General features: G+C 44.9%; 20 protein-coding genes. 6 read left to right on the top strand and 14 right to left on the bottom strand.

Annotation, left to right across the window (positions count from 1 at the left end; genetic code table 11):
• Positions 1–6 precede the first annotated feature (6 nt).
• The 10 genes from AC0QUU_RS01940 to AC0QUU_RS01985 form a co-directional block, all read right to left on the bottom strand.
• Positions 7–516, bottom strand: coding sequence for an FHA domain-containing protein (locus tag AC0QUU_RS01940; protein ID WP_474544377.1), 510 nt, complete (start codon positions 514–516; stop codon positions 7–9).
• A gap of 47 nt (positions 517–563) precedes the next feature.
• The gene (locus AC0QUU_RS01945) at positions 564–2,150 is read right to left on the bottom strand and encodes a carboxypeptidase regulatory-like domain-containing protein (protein ID WP_474544378.1); all 1,587 of its coding nucleotides are present in this window, start codon (positions 2,148–2,150) and stop codon (positions 564–566) included.
• A gap of 15 nt (positions 2,151–2,165) precedes the next feature.
• A complete protein-coding gene (locus AC0QUU_RS01950) occupies positions 2,166–2,300 on the bottom strand; it encodes a hypothetical protein (protein ID WP_474544379.1) in 135 nt (44 codons plus the stop codon).
• A gap of 7 nt (positions 2,301–2,307) precedes the next feature.
• Positions 2,308–4,197: a protein kinase domain-containing protein gene (locus AC0QUU_RS01955; protein WP_474544380.1), complete on the bottom strand. Its 1,890-nt coding sequence runs from the start codon at positions 4,195–4,197 to the stop codon at positions 2,308–2,310.
• A gap of 89 nt (positions 4,198–4,286) precedes the next feature.
• Positions 4,287–10,616, bottom strand: a complete 6,330-nt coding sequence (locus tag AC0QUU_RS01960; protein WP_474544381.1) for an Ig-like domain-containing protein — start codon at positions 10,614–10,616, stop codon at positions 4,287–4,289.
• A gap of 18 nt (positions 10,617–10,634) precedes the next feature.
• A complete protein-coding gene (locus AC0QUU_RS01965) occupies positions 10,635–11,096 on the bottom strand; it encodes a hypothetical protein (protein WP_474544382.1) in 462 nt (153 codons plus the stop codon).
• 74 nt (positions 11,097–11,170) lie between these two features.
• Positions 11,171–11,794, bottom strand: a complete 624-nt coding sequence (locus AC0QUU_RS01970) for a hypothetical protein (RefSeq protein WP_474544383.1) — start codon at positions 11,792–11,794, stop codon at positions 11,171–11,173.
• A complete protein-coding gene (locus AC0QUU_RS01975; protein ID WP_474544384.1) occupies positions 11,781–13,517 on the bottom strand; it encodes a serine/threonine protein kinase in 1,737 nt (578 codons plus the stop codon). The genes AC0QUU_RS01970 and AC0QUU_RS01975 overlap by 14 nt, the downstream gene beginning before the upstream one ends.
• 10 nt (positions 13,518–13,527) lie before the next feature.
• Positions 13,528–14,313 carry a PP2C family protein-serine/threonine phosphatase gene (locus tag AC0QUU_RS01980; protein ID WP_474544385.1) on the bottom strand — a complete coding sequence of 262 codons (786 nt, stop codon included), beginning with the start codon at positions 14,311–14,313 and terminating at the stop codon, positions 13,528–13,530.
• 21 nt (positions 14,314–14,334) lie between these two features.
• Positions 14,335–16,089: a trypsin-like peptidase domain-containing protein gene (locus tag AC0QUU_RS01985; protein WP_474544386.1), complete on the bottom strand. Its 1,755-nt coding sequence runs from the start codon at positions 16,087–16,089 to the stop codon at positions 14,335–14,337.
• Positions 16,090–16,265: 176 nt separating this feature from the next.
• On the opposite strand from AC0QUU_RS01985, the gene AC0QUU_RS01990 reads away from it, so the two are divergent.
• On the top strand, positions 16,266–17,708 hold the full coding sequence (locus AC0QUU_RS01990) for a helix-turn-helix domain-containing protein (RefSeq protein ID WP_474544387.1): 1,443 nt from the start codon (positions 16,266–16,268) through the stop codon (positions 17,706–17,708).
• 52 nt (positions 17,709–17,760) lie between these two features.
• Here the strand turns inward: AC0QUU_RS01990 and AC0QUU_RS01995 are convergent, their stop codons facing one another.
• From AC0QUU_RS01995 to AC0QUU_RS02010, 4 genes are all read right to left on the bottom strand, one after another.
• Positions 17,761–18,678, bottom strand: a complete 918-nt coding sequence (locus AC0QUU_RS01995) for a carbohydrate kinase family protein (RefSeq protein ID WP_474544388.1) — start codon at positions 18,676–18,678, stop codon at positions 17,761–17,763.
• A 197-nt stretch (positions 18,679–18,875) separates the two neighbouring features.
• Positions 18,876–19,499, bottom strand: coding sequence for a DUF47 domain-containing protein (locus AC0QUU_RS02000; protein WP_474544389.1), 624 nt, complete (start codon positions 19,497–19,499; stop codon positions 18,876–18,878).
• Between the two features lie 67 nt (positions 19,500–19,566).
• The gene (locus AC0QUU_RS02005) at positions 19,567–20,619 is read right to left on the bottom strand and encodes an inorganic phosphate transporter (RefSeq protein WP_474545504.1); all 1,053 of its coding nucleotides are present in this window, start codon (positions 20,617–20,619) and stop codon (positions 19,567–19,569) included.
• A gap of 598 nt (positions 20,620–21,217) precedes the next feature.
• Positions 21,218–22,057 (bottom strand): helix-turn-helix transcriptional regulator, encoded by an 840-nt coding sequence (locus tag AC0QUU_RS02010; protein WP_474544390.1) that lies wholly within the window; start codon positions 22,055–22,057, stop codon positions 21,218–21,220.
• A gap of 151 nt (positions 22,058–22,208) precedes the next feature.
• Here AC0QUU_RS02010 and AC0QUU_RS02015 point away from each other — a divergent pair, with 151 nt between their 5' ends.
• The 5 genes from AC0QUU_RS02015 to AC0QUU_RS02035 all read left to right on the top strand — a co-directional run bounded on the left by AC0QUU_RS02015 (position 22,209) and on the right by AC0QUU_RS02035 (position 25,388).
• Positions 22,209–22,427, top strand: coding sequence for a hypothetical protein (locus tag AC0QUU_RS02015; RefSeq protein ID WP_058118389.1), 219 nt, complete (start codon positions 22,209–22,211; stop codon positions 22,425–22,427).
• A 128-nt stretch (positions 22,428–22,555) separates the two neighbouring features.
• Complete coding sequence (locus AC0QUU_RS02020; RefSeq protein WP_058118388.1) at positions 22,556–23,500, top strand: DUF6017 domain-containing protein; 945 nt, start codon at positions 22,556–22,558, stop codon at positions 23,498–23,500.
• A 36-nt stretch (positions 23,501–23,536) separates the two neighbouring features.
• Positions 23,537–24,010 (top strand): PcfB family protein, encoded by a 474-nt coding sequence (locus AC0QUU_RS02025; RefSeq protein ID WP_002604484.1) that lies wholly within the window; start codon positions 23,537–23,539, stop codon positions 24,008–24,010.
• Positions 24,011–24,150: 140 nt separating this feature from the next.
• Positions 24,151–24,483, top strand: coding sequence for a transposase (locus tag AC0QUU_RS02030; protein WP_072524275.1), 333 nt, complete (start codon positions 24,151–24,153; stop codon positions 24,481–24,483).
• Positions 24,480–25,388, top strand: a complete 909-nt coding sequence (locus AC0QUU_RS02035) for an IS3 family transposase (RefSeq protein ID WP_474544391.1) — start codon at positions 24,480–24,482, stop codon at positions 25,386–25,388. Before AC0QUU_RS02030 ends, AC0QUU_RS02035 begins: the two co-directional genes overlap by 4 nt.
• Position 25,389: the final 1 nt, after the last annotated feature.

Consider the following 25,389-nt stretch of genomic DNA (forward strand, 5'->3'; position numbering starts at 1 on the left):
CCCTCCTTACATATACCCCATGTCAAATATAAATATAGTTACCTGTATTGTCATATTTCCGACAATAATCTTGTCACCGGAATATACCGGGCGCACACCCTGCACACGCCGTCTGGACAGGCCCTGACGGATCCAGGTCCCATTGCTGGAATTCAGGTCTTTCAGAAAAATATTTCCCTGATACAGATACAGTACACAGTGACGGGAAGACACTTCGCCTTCCCGTATACAGATCTCATTGTTCTGAGGATCCCGTCCGATCCGGACCGGCTGCTCCGGATCGAACACAAATCCCTGTTTTTCCCCGTCTTTCCATTTCAGATAAAGCATCTGCTTCCTTCTGTTTTTCTGCCTTTCACTATGACTTCGTATCGCATTGTTCAGACACTCTTCTTTCACAACTTTGTATGCAGCGTCATAACACTTCTGATGCTCTGTCTTTTTTACCGCACGTATTACATAGGCGGCGACGCAGGCCGCCGCTATGCATATTACAACTATAATTCCGATTAACATAAATTTTTTACATCCGTCTTTTCTATAAGTTATTTTCTGTCATGCCATTATTTTGCTCCCGGCGTCAGACGGCTGTCATCTCCGGCCCGGTTCTGTACAATAACCTCTCCATGATCCAGTTCAAATACCTCCCAGAAATTGTCCACGCCTGCTCCCGGATCCAGTTCAATAATTTCCGGACTGCTCTGATCCGGAAGATAAATTTTTACAGTTGCTCCGTACTGCTGTAAAGTAGATGTAACCCGATAGTCCACTACAGTGAAGCTATATACACCATTCAGATCATAAACAGTAATTGTCTCCGGTCCATATCCGTCTCTGTCATCTACATCCAGTTCGGCAATGGTATTTCCTCCGGCATCAGCCGTTCTGTGTCTGAAGCTTACAAACGCGTCATCTCCATTATCTGTTTCGCCCATCATATAGAAATCCAGATCCTGCGGTTCCGCGCCCCACTCCAGGACAATACGGGCTGTACCTGCCATCAGTTCCGGAGAAATCGTAAACTGCTCGCCACTGTAATTTCGTCCTTCTTCCATCTCGAACTGAATCGTCTCTTCCAGATATCCTTCTGCTGTTATGGTCACATTGTATATTCCTTCTTCCAGCTCAGCTGAAAATGAACCGTCCCAATCCGTAACAAGCGTTTCTGTCACGCTACTGTCTTCCTCCAGAACAAATGTAAGTTCTGCGTCCGGAACACCCTCGCCGGTCACTGCGTCAATTATTACGCCGTTAAGCTGTCCTTTACTGCTTCTGTCTTTATTCGCATCCGGAAGAATGATCTCATTCCACGGATTTTCCGAAACAATATTTCCGGACGCATCTGTCTCGATATGTATGATTACTGATCCTGTAGTCAGCTCTACATAAGTCCGTTCTCCTGAATTAACCGGTTCTACCTGAAGGCTGGACAGACTCTGTAATTCTGCAAGGCTGACGGGAGTGCCAAAATTGCTGAATAGCAGGCCGACAGAATCCAGCTCCACCTTCTCAGGCATACTGTCCTGCGCCGGTTCATCTTTCTCGTCATCAACAATCGAGTCATCCTCAGCCGTATCTGCATAATAAAGTGTCGCAGCAAGATCCTTATGTACAACTTTCACTTCACCCGGCGCAGTTGACACAATATCCGGGAAACCACCGTACTCATCCCTGAAATCCTCAAAAGTATAATTCTCCAGTCTCTGAATAAAAGCCGTATTCCATGACAGCGGGCCGGTTCGCTGCAGGGTTTCCTTTTCACTGTCTTCCAGTGGCGAATTCGTCAGAAGAGAACCATCATTTATTCCATTAATCATATCCATAATGGATTTTGACTGGGTTCTTTCATAACCGATTTCCAGAGTCACCCTGGCCTGTGATGTTCTGCCCTGCACAAGGTATACCTTCGCCAGTCCGAGATACGCGTCGTCCTCATCCGGTACGGCCTCTATCGCATTCTGGTATTCTACAATCGCGTCTTCATAATTTTCTTCCGCCACATATTTTTCCGCGGTTTTTATACACTCCTTATAAGTCTCCTGCTTTAATCCTCTGCTGATCAGCAGAATTCCGGCAATAACCACCGCCAGCAACAGTACTGCACCTGCAGAAATCAATGTAATCTTTTTCCATGGTTTTGTTTTTTTCATCTTTTTCCCTCCTCTTTAGTCATAAATCTGATAGACTTCCTCCCGTATCCTTTTCTTTTTTCCGTTTATTATGTGATTTCCTGTCAGAATGCCGGCTGTCGCTCCTGCAATCAGCAGAATTCCCAGAACAATCATTACAATCCCTGCCATCTTTCACTCACTCCAGTTCATCCATAATTTCAATCAGCGTCTCCATATTTTCGTCTTCCGTGTCCTGATTCATATATGCGGTACGGCATGAGTTATAGCAGAAACTCAGGTCTGCTGAAACTTCACCGTATGTGCCTTCCAAAGCAGACTGATCCAGATAATTAAAGCACATCCACATCAGCACCACATAATCGTCCGGATACTGCGCCTTCATCTGTTCCAGCTGATACAGGCTGTCCTGGTAACGTCCCAGCGCCCGGAGTACCAGCGCATGGTTCAGCTGATCTTCATAGGACGGTGATTGCGCCGCGCATAATGTCTCGTAATACCCCAGAGCTCTCTCATAATAATTCCGCTTCAGCAGATCCTGGGACTGAGCATTGCCCGCGTCAAAACAGGTCTGTCCCGCTTTCCTGAGCATTGCGCTTCCCGGATCCGCGGACGCTGCCTGTACGGCGGCGTCCGCAGCAGCAGCAGGATCTCCCAGGCTGGTATAAACATCTGCCTCCAGACTGTATATCCTTGCACTCAGCTCCTCATCCGGATTCTGTGCCAGAGCCTGCTCCAGTTTATCCAGGGCCTGTTCCCAGTCTTCTCCGGCACAGGCAATCTGAGCTTCTACAAACATGGTCTCACTTTCTCCCAGTGCCGCCTCCGGATATTCTGAGGCGGCAGCCAATGTATCCACATACTGTCCGGCTCTTGCCATGCCTGCCAGATAATCCCGGAGATACAGCGCGTTATCTTCATCTTCATCCAGGGCATCCTCATAATACTCCGCTGCCGCCTCATACTGTTCCTGTCTGTAATAACTGTCTCCAAGCGCATGGAGCACTTCAGCCTTTTCTCCGGGATGAGAATCAAGATATCCCTGCATCATGAAATCATTAAGCATTTCGGTTCCTCTGGTTACAATTTCCGTCTCGTCCTGGCTCTGTACCGCTTCATAAAAACTACTGTAGGCTTTCTGCCAGTGGTCGTTCTGCCAGATTCCGAAGCCGGCATATATAAGCAGAATACTCCCTGCCGCTGTCAGGCCATATAAAACCCACAGAAGCGCCTGCAGACGCCCCAGCAGACGATACCGAGGATCCATCTTCTCTATCCGGGACAGGGCTTTTTCCATCTGTCCTGCTGTCTGAAACCTCTGACCCGGCTCCTTCTCCATCCCTTTATTTATAATGCTTTTCAATCCCTCACTATAGGGAACCTCCAGGTTCATAATCGGATAAGGGGCGCCTCTGTCCGGGCTGGGATACAATCCGGTCATCATTTTATAAAATACAGCCGACAGACTGTAGATATCCATTCTCCCGTCAAGCGCTCTCCTGCTGCCTCTGCCGTGAATTATGCTCATGGCATTTTCATACTGTTCCGGCGCCGCGTAATACTGACTGAGGCCCTGCAGCTGAGTTGTCTCCTCACCATCCAGCGAAATATTAAAATCAATCAGACAGACATTCCCCTGTGGCGTAATCATAATATTCGCCGGCTTGATGTCGCTGTGCAGGATAGGAGGAGACTGACTGTGCAGATAGCTCAGAACCTGACAGAGCTGATGCAGCCATAAAAGAAGAGTTTTCTCAGGGAAACGGCTGCCATTATCCAGATAATGCTGCAGATCATAGCCGGGTATATAGTCCATCACTGTATATACTCCGGTGCCTACCGCAAGGAAATCATAAACCTGCGGCAGATAAGTATGGTGCAGCCGTTTCAGAATATCCGCCTCGGCCCTTACGTTGATTCTTCCGGCACAGTTGTCCTTGATTTTTTTTATTACAATCTGTTTCCGGAGCCTCAGGTGATACCCGAGATAAATTACTCCTGTGCCGCCTTTTCCGATCTCCCGGATAATCTGATACATTCCCCCGATTATTTCTCCGCTTCGCAGCATATCATTTCCTCCGGTTTCTTTTTATAAGTTCATATAGCAAAAGCAGACTGTCTAAATATTCCTATTCAGACAGCCTGCTCCTTAACTGCTTATCTCCTGTTTGCCTGTTTTTCCTCGTCTTTCTTTCTCTTGAAGATCAGGAAGTACCACAGAGCCGCCGCAATTACCACTACGCCTGCAATGGAGCCCGCAAGCAGCGGTGTATTGCTGTAGAACTGTACGAACAGGTTGGATGTCACCAGTACTCTGTTAATTTCCGTCTCTGATGTATTGCCTGCCGCGTCTGTAGCAACCGCTCTGATATCCTGTCTGGTGTTGGAACTCGGTATTGTATACGTAAGCTCGCCGTCCGCCGCCTGGATATCTTCAGCGCTGAAGGTAGTCGCCTCATCAGAATTTCCAAGATATACTTTAACATCACCCATCGCGATATTATCTGAAGTATTTACCGTAACATCTCTTACATTTGAGCGGTACTGACCGCCGTCCTCAATACCGGTAAGAACCACGGTAGGAGCCGTCTTATCAACAGCAAACTCCAGCTCATACAGCTGTGTTTCATCCGTCGGGCTCTGAACCTTTTTAACCTGAGTACTGCTCAGGTTCTCAGCCTGGTCTTCCGACTCAATCGTTACGGTGTAATTTCCTTCTGTTTCAAAGTTCTCTTTATCAATTGTGTAAGTATACTGCTTCCAGGAATCTTCCGCTCCGCTTTCTCTTACCGTATAATCCTCTCCTTCTGTCAGAGTAGTAAGATTTCCGTCGCGTCCGCTGGAAATACCGTTAAATACAAGTGAATCCACATTGATCTCTGTTACTACAAGATCCTGTTCCTCATTTGTATAGACTTTGTCAAGCAGTTCCTGCGTATCAGTTGACATTACATAAACGGAACCGAATCTGTTAACCGAGAACATTACGGACTGTTCTGTATCATTGCCCGCTCTGTCGGTAACTACCGCGGTCATGGTATACAGATCATCCACTTCTTTCTCATGGGCAAAGTCCTCCAGCTTGATGCTCTGACCGTTCGGGATACTGGAACGTATACCGTCTACTGACTCATCTCCGTTATTCGCGCCTGTCAATGTAATCTCAACTCCGCTTTCCGTATAGTTGATATCACTGTATCTGACACCGGGAGCAACCTCGCCTTTATTGGCTGACTTGTCTGTAATATCAAAGAACTCAATCTCAGGCGCTGTCTGGTCGACTGTGAAGCTGTCCTGCGTATAATCCGCCGCGGCATTTCCTGCCAGGTCAGTGTAGTCGATATCAAATGTGTAGTCCGCATCCGACGAGAATGTTACTGTTGCGGTATGACTGTCGCCTCTTGTTGTCCATCCGCTCAGACCCGGCGCGGAAGCTCCGCTTCCCTGAAGTGAGGCTGTGATCATGGCATTTACATCTGCCGCGTTAAAGTTATGCTCGTTAATCGTTACTGTCGCGGTACGTGATGCATTAAAGTATCCCGGCTCCGCATCGTTATTGTTATCATATGATACCTGGATGGTCGGGTCTGTCTGGTCGATTGTAAACTCATCTACACGTCCATAACTTGAGGTATTTCCTGCCAGATCCGTTGTGTTCAGCGTAAAGGTATAGTCTCCGTCCGCCGCAAATGTTACGGTACAGGTATGTGTTGCGCTGTCAGATACGCCTGCTCCTGCGCTGTGGCTCCATCCGCTGATGGAAGGTTGTGTTCCGTCTGTATTCGTAATATTGAAGCGAACTGCCGATGGATCAAAGTTACGCTCTGTCACTGTAACCGTTGCTGTACGGGTTGCGTTATAGTAACGGCCATTGGACGGATTGTTCAGGTCGTAGGTAACATTGATTGTCGGAGCGGTGATATCAATTTTAATCGGAATCACTTCACTGTGAGAGATGTTTCCGGAAAGATCCTCCGCATGTACCTGTACCTTTACATCATTACTGTTAAACGATGCCGCAGGGATTGTAAATGTAGCATTGCGCACTTTATTATTCTGTATCAGATCTGCTTCATTTTTTGCTGTAAACAGTCTGCCTGCCGGATCCTCTTCCGTAATTGCATTCGCAACATTTCCACCGGCTGTCACAGTATACCATACCCTCTTAATTCCTGAGTATGTATCTCCTGCAACACGATCTTTTACACTTACGCTAAAGTGTACATCCTCATTGAAGATCCCGTTACGTGCCGCATTCTGATTCGTGCATGTAACATTGATCTCCGGACGGGTATCATCTGCTACAGCTCCATTTGTCGGATAAATGTATGTCACATTGCCCGCATAGTCTGTAATCTTCTCATATACAACAAACTGCTCATTCGGAGAAACTGTAAAGCTTCCGCCGCGGGCAGGTTTTTCTCCTGTCACATCCAGCGTTCTCCAGTTCAGACCTTCCATATTCGTATCTTCAGAAATGGGATCCGGCGTCTTGAAATACTCGATGCTTTTTACTCCGGAAATATCATCTGTTCCGTCAATATCAACCTGATAGGAATCATTGCGGAAGATATTAAATGTAATTGCTTTCCATACCTTATCCCAGATGCTTCCTTCTTTATCAAGACTTATGGTTCCTTTCGGAGCGTCTGTCTCCGGTTTGTCCACAGTAAAGTAAGCGCTGTTATAGGTAACTGTATTTCCGGCAAGATCCGTATAGGTAAATGTAAACGTATAATTCGCGTCTGTACTGAATATAAAATTACCGTTTGTTCTTACATATCCCACCGTACTCCAGTTTGTATCCTCAGTTTTTTCAGCAACTTTCAGATAATCCTCTGCTTTTACATCTTTGATGTTCTGATCCGAAGAATCCACCCCGTTTGTTCCTTCAAAACTGAACTGATCCGCTGCAAAAGCTTTTTCTCCTTTTTCCTCCAGATAGAAGTTCTTTTCATCAATCGTTACCGTTGCCGTGACAGCTTTTGTGCTGTATGCCCTGTCTCCATCTTCAAAAAGTTCTGTCTTCGGGACAAATACGCTGCCGCCTTCTTTCATGTAAGTTACATTAATGACCGGATCAGTCTTGTCAATGACAAATTCATTTTTTATAATCTCAGCCACATCTTCGCTTACATCTTTATCAATGTTGTATGTCACATCTCCGTCTTCTGTATTTCCGGCAAGATCACTATAATGAGGTGCAATATAATACTCCTTATCCTTGGAAAACGTCAGAGTCAGAGTATTTACACGATCATCGTCATACGATCTGATATCTCTTTCTGACTGGCTGTCTTCAATTTCTCCTACTTTAATTCCAAATGTAGAAGACAGTTCACTCAGCGACACATTCTCGGAAAGGATCATGCTGTCTATGTCTGCTCCTGCCTTGACGTCGAACGTTATGCCGCTTTTATCAAAGTTTTTCTCTTCATATTTAACAGTCATAACCCTGTCGGTATTAAAGTATCTTTCATTTTTAACATCCGTATCATTGTTGTAGGAAACTTTAATCTTCGGAGCTTTTAAATCAATCTTCAGACTTTGCTCGTCTGTAAAACTGTTCCCTGCCTGGTCATATACTGTAACTTCAAGTCTGAGATTATTGCTGTGCCGGTCGATTGTTCCGGTAATTGTATACTGGGAACGCTCTTTGATTTCAGAAAGTGTATATCCTTCTTCAGACATAGAATTCACATTTCTGTCATCAATCTCAACCGTCTGTCTCTCACCGCGGATCTCCTCTTCTCCGTCAAAAAGTTTCACAACCGCGCGATCCAGACCGGAAGAAATCGTTCCGTCTGTCAGCGTTACTTTATAATCAATTGCATCATTATAATAAGTATTTTCATTAATCGCTGTTCCATCTGCTTGTGTAATTGCAATGGATGGATCCGTTACATCAAGAACAACACCATTGGATGAATATATTGCCGTATTATCTACATTATCTTTAATTTTTACGAGAACAATATAATTTCCCTGTACAGTTTTAAGTTCCCCGTTTTCTCCAGTAATAACAGGAATAGAATCTCCGGAACCTTCTGTCCATACTGCTGTTTGTGCAACCTGTTTCAGATTCTCTTCTGTCAGCTGATCATCAGTATCTACTTTATATATGTAGTATTCCCATTCTTTTACACCACTCTGTGTTATGCTTTCCTGCCATCTGTCCGATTTATCATCATCCCACTTAACACCCTCAATAGAGTATTCTGTTTTCTGATAATTATTAAACGTAATCGCCCCGAGCCATGTATCGGACACCTGCGTCTTACCTGCCCATTCACCAAATGTGAAGTCCGGTTCTGTCGTATCTACTGTAAAAGTAAAATCTCTGTCCGGAGTTTTACTGGGCGGGAAGGTATTTTTCTGCAGCCGCAGTTCTGCTTCAATCTCTGTATTTTCCTCCGGAAGTTCATACCCTTCCTCACAGAGATTGTACTCTCTGTCACGCCATCCCTCTCTGACTGTAAGAATAATTTTATTATAGTATTCTCCAACTCCCGAGTCGGTAAAGGACGCCTTCAAAGTTCCGCCGCTGACCCACATATTTCCGTCTTCATCAGAATATACTGTGCCGCCTTCTGCACTGAAGGTTATACTGTCAAGCATTTCTTCCAGTGTCATTTCTTCTCTGAGCACTGTAAGCGTACCTGCATGCTCCTGGGAGATTTCAAAATGATAATTTGTCGTATCTTCCACAGTTTCCATGTTCGGAATAATTGCGGAATCGTAAACCTCCTCTACATACTCATAGTCTCTGCCATATATGCATGTTGCGCGGAATGCCGTCATATCAACCGAATCCCCGTTTACAATACCTGTATCCTCATCGGCTTCAACGGCATATACCATATTCTTGCTCTGAGAAAGTTTGTCAATGACATTTTCTTTTCTGTAAATTACTTTATAATCTCTGGCGCCGAGGAACACCGTTCTTTGCACGACTGTTACGCTCGCCGCAAATTCTGCTCCTTCATAATTAATCGCTTCGATCCGGTCTTTTACGGAAACTTCATCGCCATCCGCTGTTGTCGCCAGAATATCATCCACAGATTTTACTGTTACCGCTGAATACGGAACCGTCTGTACGTCTGCCGACGCAATATCGCCTGTCAGTTTAAATATCAGGCCCTTTGCCGTATCCAGATCTCCTGTAAAGATCCCCAGACTTTCCAGATCAGCCTGTGACAGAACTGCTGTTATCTGTACTTTCGTAGTACCGTCATAAATCCTGTCTGTAACCGGTGTTGCACTCAAATTAAGTTTTGAAACATCAACCGGTTTCTGAGAATATACATAATAATTTTTCTCTGTCTCAAGATAATTGCCGTGCCTTCCTGCTGTTACTGTAATATAAGCCTCGCCGTTTCCGACTACGGTAACTTTCCCTTCGTTGTCTACCTGAAGAATGTCCTCATTGGATGATTTATAAGAAAGAGTTCTGTTCTTCAATGAATCTCTGTCAATTTTAATATTAAAAGTAACTTCTTTGTCTTTGCTTTCAATATCCTTTGTTACTAATTTCGGATTCTCCTGACTGTTTGTACTATCTTCAAATATCAGGTCATAATCCCAGTCAAGTCCGGCAAATTCCACGTTTGGCGCAGTACTTTCGTTATATTTCTTATTTTCTGCGTAAACTGCTCCGAATACCACCTTGCCGATCAGCTTTTCCGATTCCGCATATGTCCACTCAACTGTATCAGACTTCACGTCTGCAGTATTTACATCGTTACCATTTACTCTGAAAGTAACTTTTCCGTCATTTACATCCGTCGGAAGTCCTGTAACTTTGAAGGTCGCGGACTCAGGATTATTCTTTTTGTCCCGGTTGATCTGAACCTCGAGTGCAATATTCAGGTCTCTCTTTTCAGGGGATACTTCAATTCTGTTCGATGTTTTTCCATTATAGGACGCTGTAATCTGAGCCGATCCTTTTCCGACTGCTTCTACATTTCCATTTGCATCTACTGACACGACATTCGGATTAGAAGAACGCCAGCTGTACTGCGCTCCCGCAACCGGATTTTTTACAGATACCTTTGCAGTATCTCCCACATATGTAAGGTTTCCCGAAAGTTCAATTTCAATCGCCGACATCGTCATCCATACGCGGATCTGATTTTCTTCGTCAGATGATTTGACTGTAAACTCATCCTCTACGGTATTGTAGCCGTTTTTCACTATCTCATATGCGTATGTTTCACCTTCTGTCAGTGAAATTGTATTTTTATTCTCCTCATTCGGAAGGGTAAGTTTTCCCACCTCCTGATTATCCTTGTCTTTTACTGTAATTGTCAGATTGCTTAACTCATCCCTGGATGAAGCGTCTCTAACTGTAAATTCCACATCTGTCAGAGCGCCCGGCGCCGCGTTCGCTGTCAGAGCTCCTGACGGCATAACCCCGGTCAGCACCATTGCCAGCGCAATCAGCAGAGCACATATCCTTTCTTTACAGCTTTTTCTTTTACTCTTCATGTTTCTCATTCCTTTCTTTTAAGCTGTTTTTTTCTTATTTGATTTATTGTTCCATATATGTTGATACAATTTCCCGTTCAACAGGAAATGTGCGTAGATCCCCGCCAGCGCAAACAGCAGAAATACTGCTGCCGCCATCTGATTTGCAGATTCATTTACAGTACAGCATATTGTACCGATAATTCCCGCAATCAGCAGACAATCCATAACTGCTGCGGGAATATTGCTGAAAAAGCACAGTGCCGATGGCAATTTTCTTTTACAGAGCTTTTCCCGGATTTTCTGATCTTCTCTGATCCGAATCCCTGTATATCCGGCGCACCCGATAATCAGTCCTGCCCAGAACATCACGCCTGCCGCATATCCTGCCCCGTTCAGGTTTCCCTCACTGTCCAGAGCAAATGGGATAAGCAGGGCAGATGCGGCCGATACTGCAAAAGCTGCCAGTATACCGGCAAAAATAATTCTTGTAAATTTCATATATAAATTTTCCTCTTTTCTCTTTTCGTTTTTCAAAAGACGGATTTCTAAACCGGATTCTTCTCTGTTAAAGGCTAGATCCTCTCATCCGTATGGATCCACATACTTTCTTTCACAATCTCAAATCTTCCCACCGATTTAGCCATTGCCGCCGCCAGCATATCCTGATTGAGAACCACTGTCTCGCTTTCCGAAGAATAGGCGGGTTCGCTGTTTCCGCCAAGAAGAGTTGTCTCTTCGCTTCCTTCATTTTCTCGGAGAAGTGTTGTTTCCTCGCTTCCCTCCGCAAGATTATCCAATGCTTCCGTCTGGTCTCTGCCGTCCAGAGAAGTTCTGGAATCGGGCATATGGGCTGGCCGCGAAGGCATATATGTCTGTTCTGTAGGTTCTGTTCCGGTGTTCATCTGCTCCGTCTTGGGATAGATGACCGGAGGTATCTCCCCGCTTGGAGTCCGGTACAGATCAGAACTGGTATTCGCTGATGCGTATTCCTGACGAAGCTTCCCGGTTTTCGCATTTTCCTCCTCCATCTGGCGGATGGTACGTTTCTGGCCCCGTCCTGTTTTGAAATCAAATACATCCTTGATCCTGAATTGAAAGAATATCAGAACGCTTATAAGAGCAAATACAATTGTCAGGATAAGGAAGACGATAAAGGCTGTATGATACAGCGAAATCAACTGTTCAGTTTCCTGCATTTACGTCCCCTCCCGTCTCTAAAGTAGTCTCACCGGAAAATACTGTCGTGACCTGCCGTTCCGCTGACTCAATATCTGAGAGCAGCTTTGTTTTATCCTCTCTCACATCAGACGAGAAAAACCCTTCCTCCAGCCTTTCCCGCACTTTATCCAGCTGATCTCTGAGTTCTGTCTCAGACACGCCCGCCTGTCGGAAATTCACTGTATTTGTGTATATCTGGTAAACCAGTTCATTGTACATAACAAGCGCCGTCCTCTCATTGTCAACGGCTGTAAGGTCTCCGTCAGTAAGAGTTACCAGATCGTCCCAGTAATCTTTGTATGTAATCTGCCTGTCTCCGGCCTTATCCTTGGAATCCAGATTTGCATAATATCCGGCGATCTTCGCAAAACATTCTGCGCGGGTTTTCTTGGATTCAGGCAGTGTACTGTTTTCATCTCCCGCTATTTCAAACCATGCCCGGGACAGCTGTTTATTTCCGTCGCCGTTGTAATAGTAAAAATACGCCAGTCCCATCTGGAAAGCGAATTCATCATAAGCTTCTTCATTTCCTTCCAGATAATCTTCATTGCTCTTATTGCCGCTGCCCTTATATCCAAGAATTTCTTTCATCGTTATATCTTCTTCCTGGGTAAAAGAGTCTGTCACACCATTATCTTCGCCATATACAAACTGATCAATAAGATTCAGCCAGGCGTCTCCCCGTGAAGGATCCAGATTAATCGCCCTGCGGTAATACTCCACCTTTTCATCCTGACTTGCCGCCGTGGCCGCCACCCTCAGATACGAATCGTAGCTGTGTCTTGTGGCTGAACTCTCAGCAAACCGGAATCCCACGCATGCTGCCAGCGAAACTACTGTCAGAGAACAGGACGCAATAAATGTCTTCCATTTCCGGTTCTGTTTTTTCTTATACTCTGCATCCAGCTCTGTATAATGTTCTAAGGCATACATCAGCTCCGCGCAGGACTGATAACGTTTATTCGGATCGTACTGCGTACATTTAAGGACAATCTCCTCCAGACCCGAAGACAGCGCCGGATTCCATTTCCGGATCGGATACATCTCATAAGGCGGAAGACTCGGATTGTGTCCTGTCAGAAGATGATACATCGTCGCGCCCAGATTGTAGATATCTGTTCTGGCGTCTGTCTGTCCATGACCGCCGTACTGCTCCGGAGCTGCATAACCCTGTGTTCCCAGACATCTGGTATCTTCAGAGTTGTATTCCTTAAACTCTCGCGCCGTTCCGAAGTCAATGATCATTATCTGCCCGTCCGGTTTGAGCATAACATTGGAAGGTTTCAGATCTCTGTATATAATGGGAGGTTTTCTGGAATGAAGATAGCCCATCACATCACAGATCTGCTTTGCCCACGCCACTACTCTTTCCTGAGGCTGGGCTCCTTCTTTTTTCAGCCAGTAATCCAGCGTCCTTCCCTCAATATAGTCCATGACAATGAGGAATGTGTCTTCACAATCAATGACATCGATAATACTGGGAAGATGCGGATGATTCAGTCTTTTCAGAATGTCGGTCTCTGCGATCAATCCCTGCTTTACGAACTCATAATCTTTGGTGCCGTCTTTCCGGACTTCTTTGATCGCCCACTGTTTATTGGCTCTCTCATTCATGGCCAGGTATACAACACTCATGCCGCCCTGGCCGACTTTATTCAATATTTTATATTTCCCGTCTACTATTGATCCTATTTCAAGCATACTCTATCCTCTAACACGTCTTGATGAGAACGACGGATATATTGTCCTTCTCCTGCCGTGATTTATTCAATTCCGTACAGTACACTGCAGCATCCTGCATATCTTTTTCTGTATTCATTTTTTCCACATCGATGATTTTACAGAACTCTTCCTCTGTAATCTGATGGCGGAACCCGTCTGAACACACCATGTACAATTCATTTTCCTTATATTCTCCGTATTCAAATTCGGGAATGATTACTTCGCTGGCTCCTACACACTGAAGGAGTACGTTACGCTGGGGATGATTTCTCGCCTGTTCCGGGGTCATCCTTCCCTGATCAATCTCTTTCTGGACAAAGGTCTGATCCTTTGTCAGCTGTATCATTTTATTTTTTTCCAGCCTGTATACCCTGGAATCTCCGATATTCATAATGTAATATCTGCCCTCGACAAACAAAATCATTGCCACTGTTGTCCCCATAGCTACATGAAACTGTTTTCCATGCTCGGCAATCTTTGCATTTACCTCAACAACCATCCGGTTCAGATCATTTTCCAGCTCCAGACGGTTGATTCCATTCTCCGCTCTGCTCTTATAAAGAAACAGTGGGAAACGGTTTTCAAACCAATCGGAAAAAGCCCTGACCAAAGCAGCACTGGCGACCTCGCCTTTCGCAAGACCTCCCATACCGTCACAGACCACGGCGAGGAACACCTCGCCGTAATCTGTAACCGCTTCTTTGATAAGGACTGAATCCTGATTTGTATTCTTTTTTATACCTATGTCACTATGTACAATACTTACAAATCTCATCTCAGTCTCCTGCGCAGCTATTTATGATAAATGAAATTCAAACTCTTCATCTGAAAGCTTAATTGTAGAACGGTCTGTCAGCAGAGTCTCATTGTAGGGGCTGAGCTGTACGCCGTTTACAAATGTGAAGTTGCTTGATTTCTGGTCCGTGATATAATAGTCCGAACCTTTCTTCGTAATAACTGCATGGTATCTGCTGACTGAAGTATTGTCTGAGATACAGTAGTTTACTCTTCTTCTCTCTTTTCCGATTGCGAAGTTCTGGGATGTGATCGCGATCTTCTCCCCGTTCTTCTTACGGATCAGATATGCCGCGCTGCCTGTGCCGCCTAACAGTGTGGTCTCGCCTGCTCCTGAGTCGAGAAGTGTGGTCTCGCCTGCTCCATCAGCCGCCGGAGCATATCCCATACCTCCTGCATAACCGCCGCCGGCCGAATATCCTGCACCGCCTGAATATCCGCCAGGTGTTCCTCCCGGAGCCGGACCAACCGGACCATCCGAAGCAACATACGGAGGTACTGCACCGTCGCCTCCCGGAACTGTCCCCTGTGCTTTTTTCTTTCCGCTCCTGGATGCAACAACAATTATGATAATTACAACAACAATAACGATAACTGCGATAGCAATAATACCGCCGATAAGGAACCAGTTTGTATCTTCTTCCACATCGCCGACAGTAGCTATATCCTCAGATTCCAGACCGTTTCTTGCTGCTGACAGCTCGTCCATTGCTGTCTGAATCTGTTCCTCTGTCGGGCTGCCTGCCGCAACTGTCTCTGCTGATACAATCGCGTCCTGCAGAGTATTATAGCTCTCTGTTGTATAACCATCTGCCGTTATTCCTTTTGCAGATGATATCAAAGACTGAAGATCTTCCACTGTTACTGTCTCAGTCAATCCGCCGGAAACACCTCTGTCTCCGCTTTCAATAACCGCACGGTCATGTGTGCCGTCCGCATAAGCAATGCCAAATGTATCAAGACCGCTCTTGATCGCATTAATCTGTACAGAATAATATTTCTGTCCGTCATCATTTCCGTAACTGAATGTATTAATACCAATTACTTCGTTAATCGGGTTAAGCAGCGGACCGCCGGAATTTCCGTGATTCAACGGCGCTGTATGTTCAAACACATCTGCTTTCTCTCTTGTCGTAACTTTTGAGATTGTTCCATCCACAACAGAAACATCCGCCTTGGTATTGAACTCTTTATTCTCGATCGAATCTGTCGGGAAGCCCAGTGCGTATACCACATCCTGCTGGTACGCAATGTCACTGTCTCCAAGTACCAGAGGTGTTCTGTCATAAATTTTTGAAGCAAGCTTCAGTGCAACAAAGTCCATCGTTGCGCTCTGTACGCTTTCATGGATTGTCGCTTCTGTTGTCATATCTCTGTTTGCATATACAAAAATCTTCAGATGCTTGTCATTGTCCGCCAGATTTTCGATGCCCAGCAGCTGTTCCGCCACGTCGCGCAGAGTCTTTCCGTTTCCGGCATCTGAATCAAGATCAAAGATATGATAGTTTGACAGTACATACTCTTCGTTAATCAGAAAACACGTTCCGCCTGAAAGCAGAGTTCTGTTTCCATTGTCGGCTTCATATGCAAGCCAAACCTGAAGAATACCGTCTGTCGGATCCTCTGTAGTACCTGTAACGCCCGCCGCTGTACTCTCCGTATCTCCTTCTACAGCAAATGCAGTCAGCGACATTGACGCAAGCATACATACAGCTGCAAGAAGAGCGAGCATTTTTCTCATAAGCTTTTTGCCCATAACTATAGTCCCTCCTAAAGTAAAAAATTTGTCGTTGCCTGTATTTTAGGAAGGAACCTGACCTCTCTCAATATGTGTCACAATTTGTGGTCAAAAAAATTTTCCAGATTTTATAGAATGTTTATTTCATTTTATCTATACTTCTATTCACAGTTTATTTTTAGAGGGGGATTTTCATGTCTGAATTTTCGGAACTGCTGGCCTATTATATCCACAGCAAAGATATAAAAACCTATGCTCTAGCGCAATATTGTGGTCTGGACCGCTCTAATATGTACAAAATAATCAATGGGAAACGGAAACCTAATTCTTCTGAAATGGTTAATAAAATATGCAAATTTCTGCATCTCCTTCCGGCTGAAGAAGCAGAGCTTCAGGAAGCTTACCAGATTTCTCTGCTCGGTCATGATAATTATTACCGCCGCAAAGATGTACTGAAATTTTTTTCGGAATTCAACCCGACGCAGTCCTCTTTTTCAGAACAGGATACCACATCCGTATCCGTACTGAATAGCAGCGGCACTATTGTACTGAACTCGCGGAATGAAATAAATCATGCGCTGTCCCATATTATTCTTTTGGAATTAACTAAGGATACCGGACACCTTCGCCTTTTGTTTCAGCCGGATTTCGAATATATAATGGCGTTTCTCGCAGCGGAAAGCAGCAGTGCGGCTAATACCCGGATTGATCATATTATCTGCTTAAATAATAATTCGATGACAACTCATTCCCATAGAAATTATAACCTGAACTGCCTCAGGCAGGTTCTACCGCTGTATGGAACCATCCCAATGTACAACTGTTGTTATTACTATGATAATATTACCTCCAAAACAGACAGTATCGGAATGTTTCCCTATATTGTAATTTCCGAAAAATATGCATGTCTTTTATCCGCTGATATCCAGAAAGGCTATTTGACATCTGATCCTGCTTCTATTAATTTATTTAAAAGTATTTTTGATAAATACATTAATCGGTTAACTCCTCTTTTGAAACGAATCGATAATATTTTTGCCCAACTGGAATATATTACTGCCATCATGGCAGGAGAGAATACGGCATATTCTTTTCAAATGACGCCCTGTCTGACACCTTTTATTACAAACCGCATTATGGAAAAGTATATTATTCACGACATTCCGAACCGGGCACTTTTTATAGAAAAATTCAAAAATTATACACAAAAACTGACAGCTGAACAAAAATCAAATAATATAACTTATATTTTTTCAATAAATGGGATTCTTCATTTTATGGAAACCGGAAAGATCGGAGAATATCCGGCTGATGCTTATATGCCTCTGGATATGTCGGACAGAATCTACTTACTGCGACAGCTTTTACATGGCTGCCGACTAAAAAAATACAGAATGCTTAAGCATAATATAGGGAATGTAGAAAACCAGTTATTCCTTTTCGTAAGTCAGAAAAATGGATACCTCATGTTCCCTGTCGATTCCGGAACAAATCTGGTTTACCTGGATATATCAGAACCTGGTCTGCTTTTTACTTTTTTTGACTTCTGTCATAATATATATGATAATATGTTTTACTCATCTGATGAAACGGTCCGTATCCTTCATCTTGTTTTAGAAAAATTCAGAAAGCATTAACAATTTATAACTATAAAAAGGAGCAGCCATATTTTCTGCTCCTTCCCATTTTTTATATCTGTTCCGTCCATTCAACAGCCCCCACCGAACCTACAGCCTTTGCGCCGCACTGATTGGCATATTCCGCGCACTCTCTCAGACTTTTTCCTTCTGATAGAGCATACACAAAGCCTGCCGCGAAGCTGTCTCCCGCTCCCGTAGTATCCACGCATCTTACCCCGCTTACAGCAGGAACCCATTCTGACTTCTGTGCACTTTTCAAATAGCATCCCTTCTGACCGCATTTGATTACTACATTGCCTGCTCCGGCTTCTGCCAGGGAATCCGCCGCTTCTTCTACCGTCTCTTCTCCGGTCAGAAGCATGGCCTCTTCTGCATTCGGCAACAGATAGTCTACATATTGCAGCGCAGCGGCAATATCTTTCACTGTTTCATTCTTTTTCCGTTTCGTCATGTCTGCACATACGATTTTTCCCTGCTTTTTCGCCTGCCGGAAGATAATCTCAAGTTCCTCCGCGCCGATTCGTGGAAAAACAAAAATACTCGCGAAACACACAATGCCGGCGTCTTCACAGAACGGCATATGGATATCCGCCAGAGTCAGGCTGCGCAGGGATCCTTTCGGATTGGTAAGAAAATGTCTTTCTCCCGTTTTATCTATAAGAACCACATTAATCCCCGTCGGGAGTCCCTCTCTCTCACAGTCTTCCGGAAGTTCAATTCCTGAATTCTGACAGTGATCCCGGATAAAAGCTCCCGCCCGGTCGCTGCCTATAACCGTCTCAAGGCGCACCCGTTTCCCCAGCCTGGCCAGAACCGTTGCCTCATTAAGAGCATCCGCCCCCGTAGACATACGGATCTCTTCCGCAGAAGAAGAGCCTGACCGGAATACTTCTTCATCTGCCGGGCAGACAAGAATATCTATAATAGCCGCCCCGATAATAATAATCTCTGAAGACTGACTCTCCATTTTTCTTCCTTTCCGATCTTTCTGATTTACCTGAATATTCTGTGTTTTCTCTATATCATCTATTCTGTTCCATTTCCCGACATTTTGCAACCGGAATTTCCTGCATGGTTATATCTTTTGTATAAAAAGAATACAGCTGTGATCTGAGAAAAAAATTCCTCAGGCCACAGCTGCATACTCTGCGTGCTGTTATGCTTTTATGAATTCTTCATTATAATACTTTCTACCACATCTGCCACATGTTCGCAGGCGTCCGCGCACCGTTCGAGATAAATATAGATCTCTCTCCAGGCAATGATATGAATGGGATCTTTTGATTCTATATAAAGCTTCCTCATGCTCGTCATAAAGAGCTTGTCCTCAGCTTCCTCCAGATCATTAATACGGATTATTACTTTTTTCAGATTTTTTGATCGTCTGAAATCCGCGAACTCCTGCAGCAGTTCCCGCACCGCCTCACAGCACTGTACGACTACATCCATCATAGCCAGCGCGTCCTCTCCGATCCGGCTGACATTATTCATGTAAACGCGAAGCAGAATATCCTCTACTTTGTCTGTAACATTGTCAATATTCTGGCTCAGAGATACAATATCTTCTCTTTCAATCGGCGGAATAAACTCCTTTGCCAGATGATCCATAATGTCATGCTTTTTTTCATCTGCACTGTGCTCGATCTCATGAAGTTTCTCAAGCTGCGTTTCAAGTTCTTCCGGCTTGAAATTTTCAAGTACGCTTTTCAACAGCTGGGCCGCTCTGCAGGCATCCTCCGCACACGCCGTAAAAGTATTAAAATAATATGCATCCTGTTTCTTTCCCATTTTTTATTCCTCCTGTACGTCCTGCAAAAGGACTCCTTTTTTATTTTATAGTACAATTAATATATTTTTAAAATATCGCCAGGAACAACTTTGCTATTACAAAACTGATCAGGCCGCAGCCTGGAAATGTAAATATCCAGGTCAGCATCATGTCCTTTACAATGCCAAAGTTAATTGCCGAGATCCGCTTTACTGCTCCCACGCCCATGATCGCGCTTGTCTTTGTATGGGTAGTGGACACCGGAATACCGAATGTACTGGAAAGCAGCAGACAGAACGCACCTGCCAGATCCGCTGAAAAACCCTGAAACTTCTCCAGCTTGACCATATCCATGCCTACAGATTTAATAATCTTTTCTCCGCCTACACTTGTTCCCACGCCCATAACCACACTGCAAAGCAGCATCAGCCATACCGGGATCGTCATGCCATTTACACTGCTCTGGCCGTTGCAGAAGGCAATTCCCAGAAACAGGACTCCGATAAACTTCTGTCCGTCCTGAGCGCCGTGCATAAAACTCATAAATGCAGCACCGAAAATCTGAGCTCCTTTAAAAAATCCATCTGTTTTACGCTTATCCATTGCCGCGCAGATGACAGAAAGGATCTTGCAGATAATCCATCCTGTAAAAAATCCCAGAGCAAGACTTAATACCAGTCCATAAAGAACCTTGACCCATTCATCGAAATTAATGCCGCCGACACCTCCCTGCACGGCAATTGCCGCTCCCGACAGGCCGGCAATCAGGCTGTGGCTCTCACTGGTGGGAATACCGAATACAGACGCCGCCACACTGTACACCACAATAGAAAACAGCGCCGCACACAAGGCTACCAGAGCCATATCTGTCTCTCCTCCAAAATCCACCATATTACTGATGGTAGATGCCACGGAGCTGTTGATATGGGTCATAACCAGCACGCCCAGAAAATTAAATACCGCGCTCATCCAGATCGCGGAGCGCACCTTCATACACCGTGTCGCAATACATGTGGCAATCGCATTCGGCGCATCTGTCCATCCGTTTACAAAAATAACGCCCAGGGTAAGCAATACCGTGATTGTCAAAACAGGATTTGATAATACCTCCTGAAAAAATCCCGAAAATGAAACATCCATAAAGCTGCCTCTCTTTCTCTTCCTTTGCATATATTCTTTTTTTGTTGCCATGTAAAATTACAGCTTATCTTTACGCAAAAAAAGACAGGGAAAAACAAAAATTTCTGCCTGCGGCAGTATGCCGCATCTGCACTCAATATTCTTTGTCTTCCTCCTGTCATTTATTTTACATGGTTTTAACAAAAAAATAACATCGCCGGAGTAAGTTGTCAATATCATATTTCTTTCTCCGCCAAGACTTTAGCGTTTTTTTTATATGTTGTCCGGCCGCTCTTTCTTCTAAATATGAATTTCCTGATTTACAGCCCTATATATTTTCAGAATATTCTGTAATTTAATATTTTACATATATTTTTTCTGATTTTCTATTGACATTTCTGCTTTTGTAAGTTATTATAATTACATCAAAAGAAAAGAGGTACAGTCCAATGGGAAAGTAAATGAATCACATCAGAAAACACTATTTTTTATAAATAGTTTCAGATAGATAAGAAAAATAAATAAGGAGGTAAGGCCAATGGATGTAATGAGCTGAAAATCCACTGTTCGTAAGAAAGACGAGACAGTGGATTTTTATTGCGCTTTTTTATTTATCATTTTAAATATTTTCTTCCGGGTAGGACGCCAGCAGTTCTTTCAGGTATCCGATATACTGCTTTTTCACGGCTTCAGGACCGGCTATCCGGATTTTCTTTCCGAGTCCTGCCGTCCAGCCGAAAAACTGCGGACTCACCGCTACCGGCACATTTACCTTAAAATGCTCTCCGTCTGAAGGAATCAGCATAATATCGCTGCCGAACCGGTCTATAATGACCCCTGCCATATCATTGCTGCAGATAAGGGAAACCTTTTCTTCTCTGCCTCCGAACATGGAAAATGTCTTTTTCGCGAATGCCGCCAGATCAAAGTTCTGAAACCTCTGTCCGCCCAGCCTTTTCTCTTCCAGAACATCCAGATCCTGCATTTTATCCACCCGGTAATGTTTGATAAAATCCGCTGACTCATCATAAGCAATCAGGTAATAATTCTGATTATCCCATGTCAGCGCCCAGGGGCTTGCTTTATATAATTCCCCGTTCTTCTTTAATTTCAGAGTCTTCTGAACAGTCCATTCTCCGTAATGAAATGCGATCTGTCTGTCATTGAGAATGGCTGTGTGTATCTGATCCACATTATAATATACAGTCTCATTTCCCGTCTTGACGCGGTTATATATAAATACGTTGCGCTGCAGCTGTTTTGCATCACTTTCACTGCACAGACTTTCCAGCTTGCCGATCAGCTCCTCTGATTTCTTCCTGCTGATAAACTTTGACGCCTGAACCGCATCTACAAGAAGTTTCAGCTCAGGCAGCTCAAACTCCCGGCTGCCGATATAGTAACCCCCGTTGGTTCCCCTGGACTGAAGAATAATGAGGTGTGATAGCGATAGCGGCAAAAAGCTAATAAAATCAATGGTTTTGCGGACAGCGGATAGACAGGGAATGTGTTAAAAACTGAATACGCACACAAGCGGCGTTACCTTAACCCCTTTTGGGGAGAAAGTAACGCCGTTTTTTTATGCCCGCAGGAAAGGAGGTACAGCCGGAATGTATTTCATAAAAGGCAAGCAGCGGGCATTTGAACTGCTCATGCAGCAGAAGCCGGGATTTGACCGCTATCAATCCGGTTGTGCCGGAGATGATGAAGATTGCGGCACTTGCCGTTTCTACCGCCCCGGGTGGAAATATGAGTTTTGCGTTTTCAAAGAGTGTCCCTATTGCCCCGGCAAAAGGACGCGGAAAACGCCCGCCAGCATGGACAAATAGACGGGCAAAAGCCCTTGTGTCATGCGGCTTTGCAGACGCGAAAACGGCAAAGGGCATATTGCAATACCAAAACAGCCGAAAACGGCTTTCTAATTGTCCACGCAGACCAAGAGAGGAAGTGAGGAAAAATGGCAGTTTTCAGAGTGGAGCGAAATACGGGATATACCGTTATGAGCAACCACCACTTGCGAAACAAGGAATTGTCCTTAAAAGCAAAAGGCTTGCTTTCGCAAATGCTGTCCTTGCCGGAGGATTGGGATTATACCCTTGCGGGCTTATCCCATATCAACCGGGAGAAGATCGACGCAATCCGCGAAGCGGTAAAGGAACTCGAAAAAGCCGGATATATCGTGCGCAGCCGGGAACGCGACGAAAAGGGACGCTTGCGGGGCGCGGATTACGTCATATACGAGCAGCCGCAGCCGCGAGAGCCGGAAGCAGCTACCAGCGTCGGACAGCCGCCTATATTGGATTTACCTGCGTTGGAAAATCCAACATTGGAAAATCCAACGTTGGAAAAACCTACGCAGGAAAAACCTACGTTGGAAAATCCAACGCAATTAAATAAAGATATATCAAGTAAAGAAAAATCAATTACTGATTTATCAAGTACCCATTCCTTTCCATTCCATTCCCTAAATCCCTTGCCCTTTGAGCAGGGCGAAGCGGCTTCGCCGCCGGAAAGGAAAAGAACGGAAGCGAAAAGCAATAGCGCAGTAGAGATTTACAGGGAGATTATCAAGGACAATATCGAGTATGACATTCTCATTCAAGACCCCAAAATGGACAAAGACCGCCTAAATGAGATTGTTGACCTCATGCTGGAAACCGTCTGCACAGCGCGAAAGACAATCCGTATTGCCGGGGACGACTACCCCGCCGAACTGGTGAAATCCAAATTTTTGAAGCTGAACAGCAGCCATATTGAGTTTGTTTTGGATTGCATGAGGGAGAACACAACCAAAGTGCGCAACATCAAGCAGTATCTAAAAGCGGTGCTGTTCAACGCGCCGAGTACCATTGACAGCTACTATACCGCCCTTGTCAATCACGACTTATACGGCGGCGAATGAGCATAGCCGCATTTTACCGGGAAAGGAGTTGATACCTTGCAGGAGGAAGTAACCCAAAAAACGATTGCCCTATACGTCAAAGTGGGAAAAGGCGCGGCGCGGCTTACCGAACAGGCGTTGCAGAAAGCAATCCAAAAGTTTTTGGAGCAGAAAAGCAAGCCCGCGCATGGGAAACAGACCATGCGGCAGCTTATGAAGCAGAACGCGGGTGTTTCCAACATCGAGATCACCGACAGCAATATTAAAGCCTTTGAGAGTACGGCGAAGAAATACAACATAGATTTTTCGCTGAAAAAGGTTAAGGGCGAGCAGACCCGCTACCTTGTGTTTTTCAAAGGCCGGGACGCAGACGTTATGACCGCAGCGTTTCAAGAGTTTTCCGCAAAGAAGCTGAACAGGGAGAAAAAGCCCTCTATCCGCAAAGCCCTTGCCGCTGCAAAGGACAAGGCAAAGCAGCTTAACGCCGCCCGCGACAAGGTAAAGAAAATGGACAGGGGGCGCGAGATATGAAGCAGATTAACTACAAAAAGCTAATACTTCCGAATATCCCCTATGTGTTCTTTGTCTATTTCTGGTGTGGTATAAAAAAAGTTGACAGCTTATTCTCAAGGATTTCATAATAAAACCAAGAGAATAAGGAGGTATTCAAAGTGGCACGTAAATATGACCATGAATACAAAGTACAGGCAGTGAAACTTGCCAAAGAAATCGGCGGCGCTAAGGCTGCTAAAGAATTAGGAATCCCTGAAGGAACCATCCATACATGGCTGAAAGCTGTAAGAGCTGGTAAGCTGGATGTTGGGGAAGGTTCCCATACCCCTGCCAGTGCAATGAGCCTGTCAGAAGAAATTACCATGCTGCGTAAGCGGGTGAAGGAGCAGGATAAAGAAATCCGCCGCCTGAAGGAAGAAAATGAATTTCTGGAGGAAGCCAGCGCTTTTTTCGCCGCCAGCCGTCGGAAGTCAGCAAAAACCAGAGAATGATCTTTCTCGCTTTGAAAACAGAGGACGGCAGGATTACCGGAAAAATTTCATTTTATTGCCGGATGCTTGGTATCAGCCGGCAGGGCTTCTATAAATATCTCGCAAACAAAGACCGTCCATGGAAGTACCAGGATCTGGCGGATGCCATGAAAGAAATCATCAGTGAGGATGAATGTAACGATACTTATGGACGGATCCGGATGTATCAGGCGCTGTTGCTGAAGCAGCCGGAGGGCGTACATATACCCAGTGAACGGACCGTATACCGGGTTATGGATCAGATCGGCCTGAGCCATCGGCCAAAGAGAAAGCCGAATGGACTTACAAAGGCAGACCGGGAAGCCATGAAATCGGATGATCTGTTGAAGCGGGATTTCCATTCAGATGCCCCATTAGAAAAATGTATTACAGATGTCACGGAGATCCCGGCACGCAATGGGAAACTGTATGTATCTGCGATTTTCGACTGCTTTGATCTTAGCGTCCTCGGTCTGTCAATGGGGACAAACATGAAAGCAGATCTGTGTATCCAAACACTGGAAAATGCCCTGACTGCATATCCCGCATTGGAAGGAGCGATCATCCACAGTGACCGTGGGACACAGTATACCAGTGAGTCTTACCGCCAGACCATCCGGGAGCACCACATCCACCAAAGCATGAACAGTGCAGGAGGACGCTGCCATGATAATGCACGCTGTGAGAGTATGTGGGCCAGAATGAAGACAGAGCTCCTTTATGACCGCTATGACACAAGGCAGATGACGGTAGAGGAATTAAAGGCGCTCATTTGGAGATACTTCCTCAGCTACTGGAATAACCGGAGGATCTGCTCTGCCAATGGCGGGCTTCCTCCCATGATAAAACGCAGACAGTATTATGAGGATTTGGAACTGGTAGCATAGT

The organism is Mediterraneibacter sp. HA8405 (assembly GCF_056148955.1).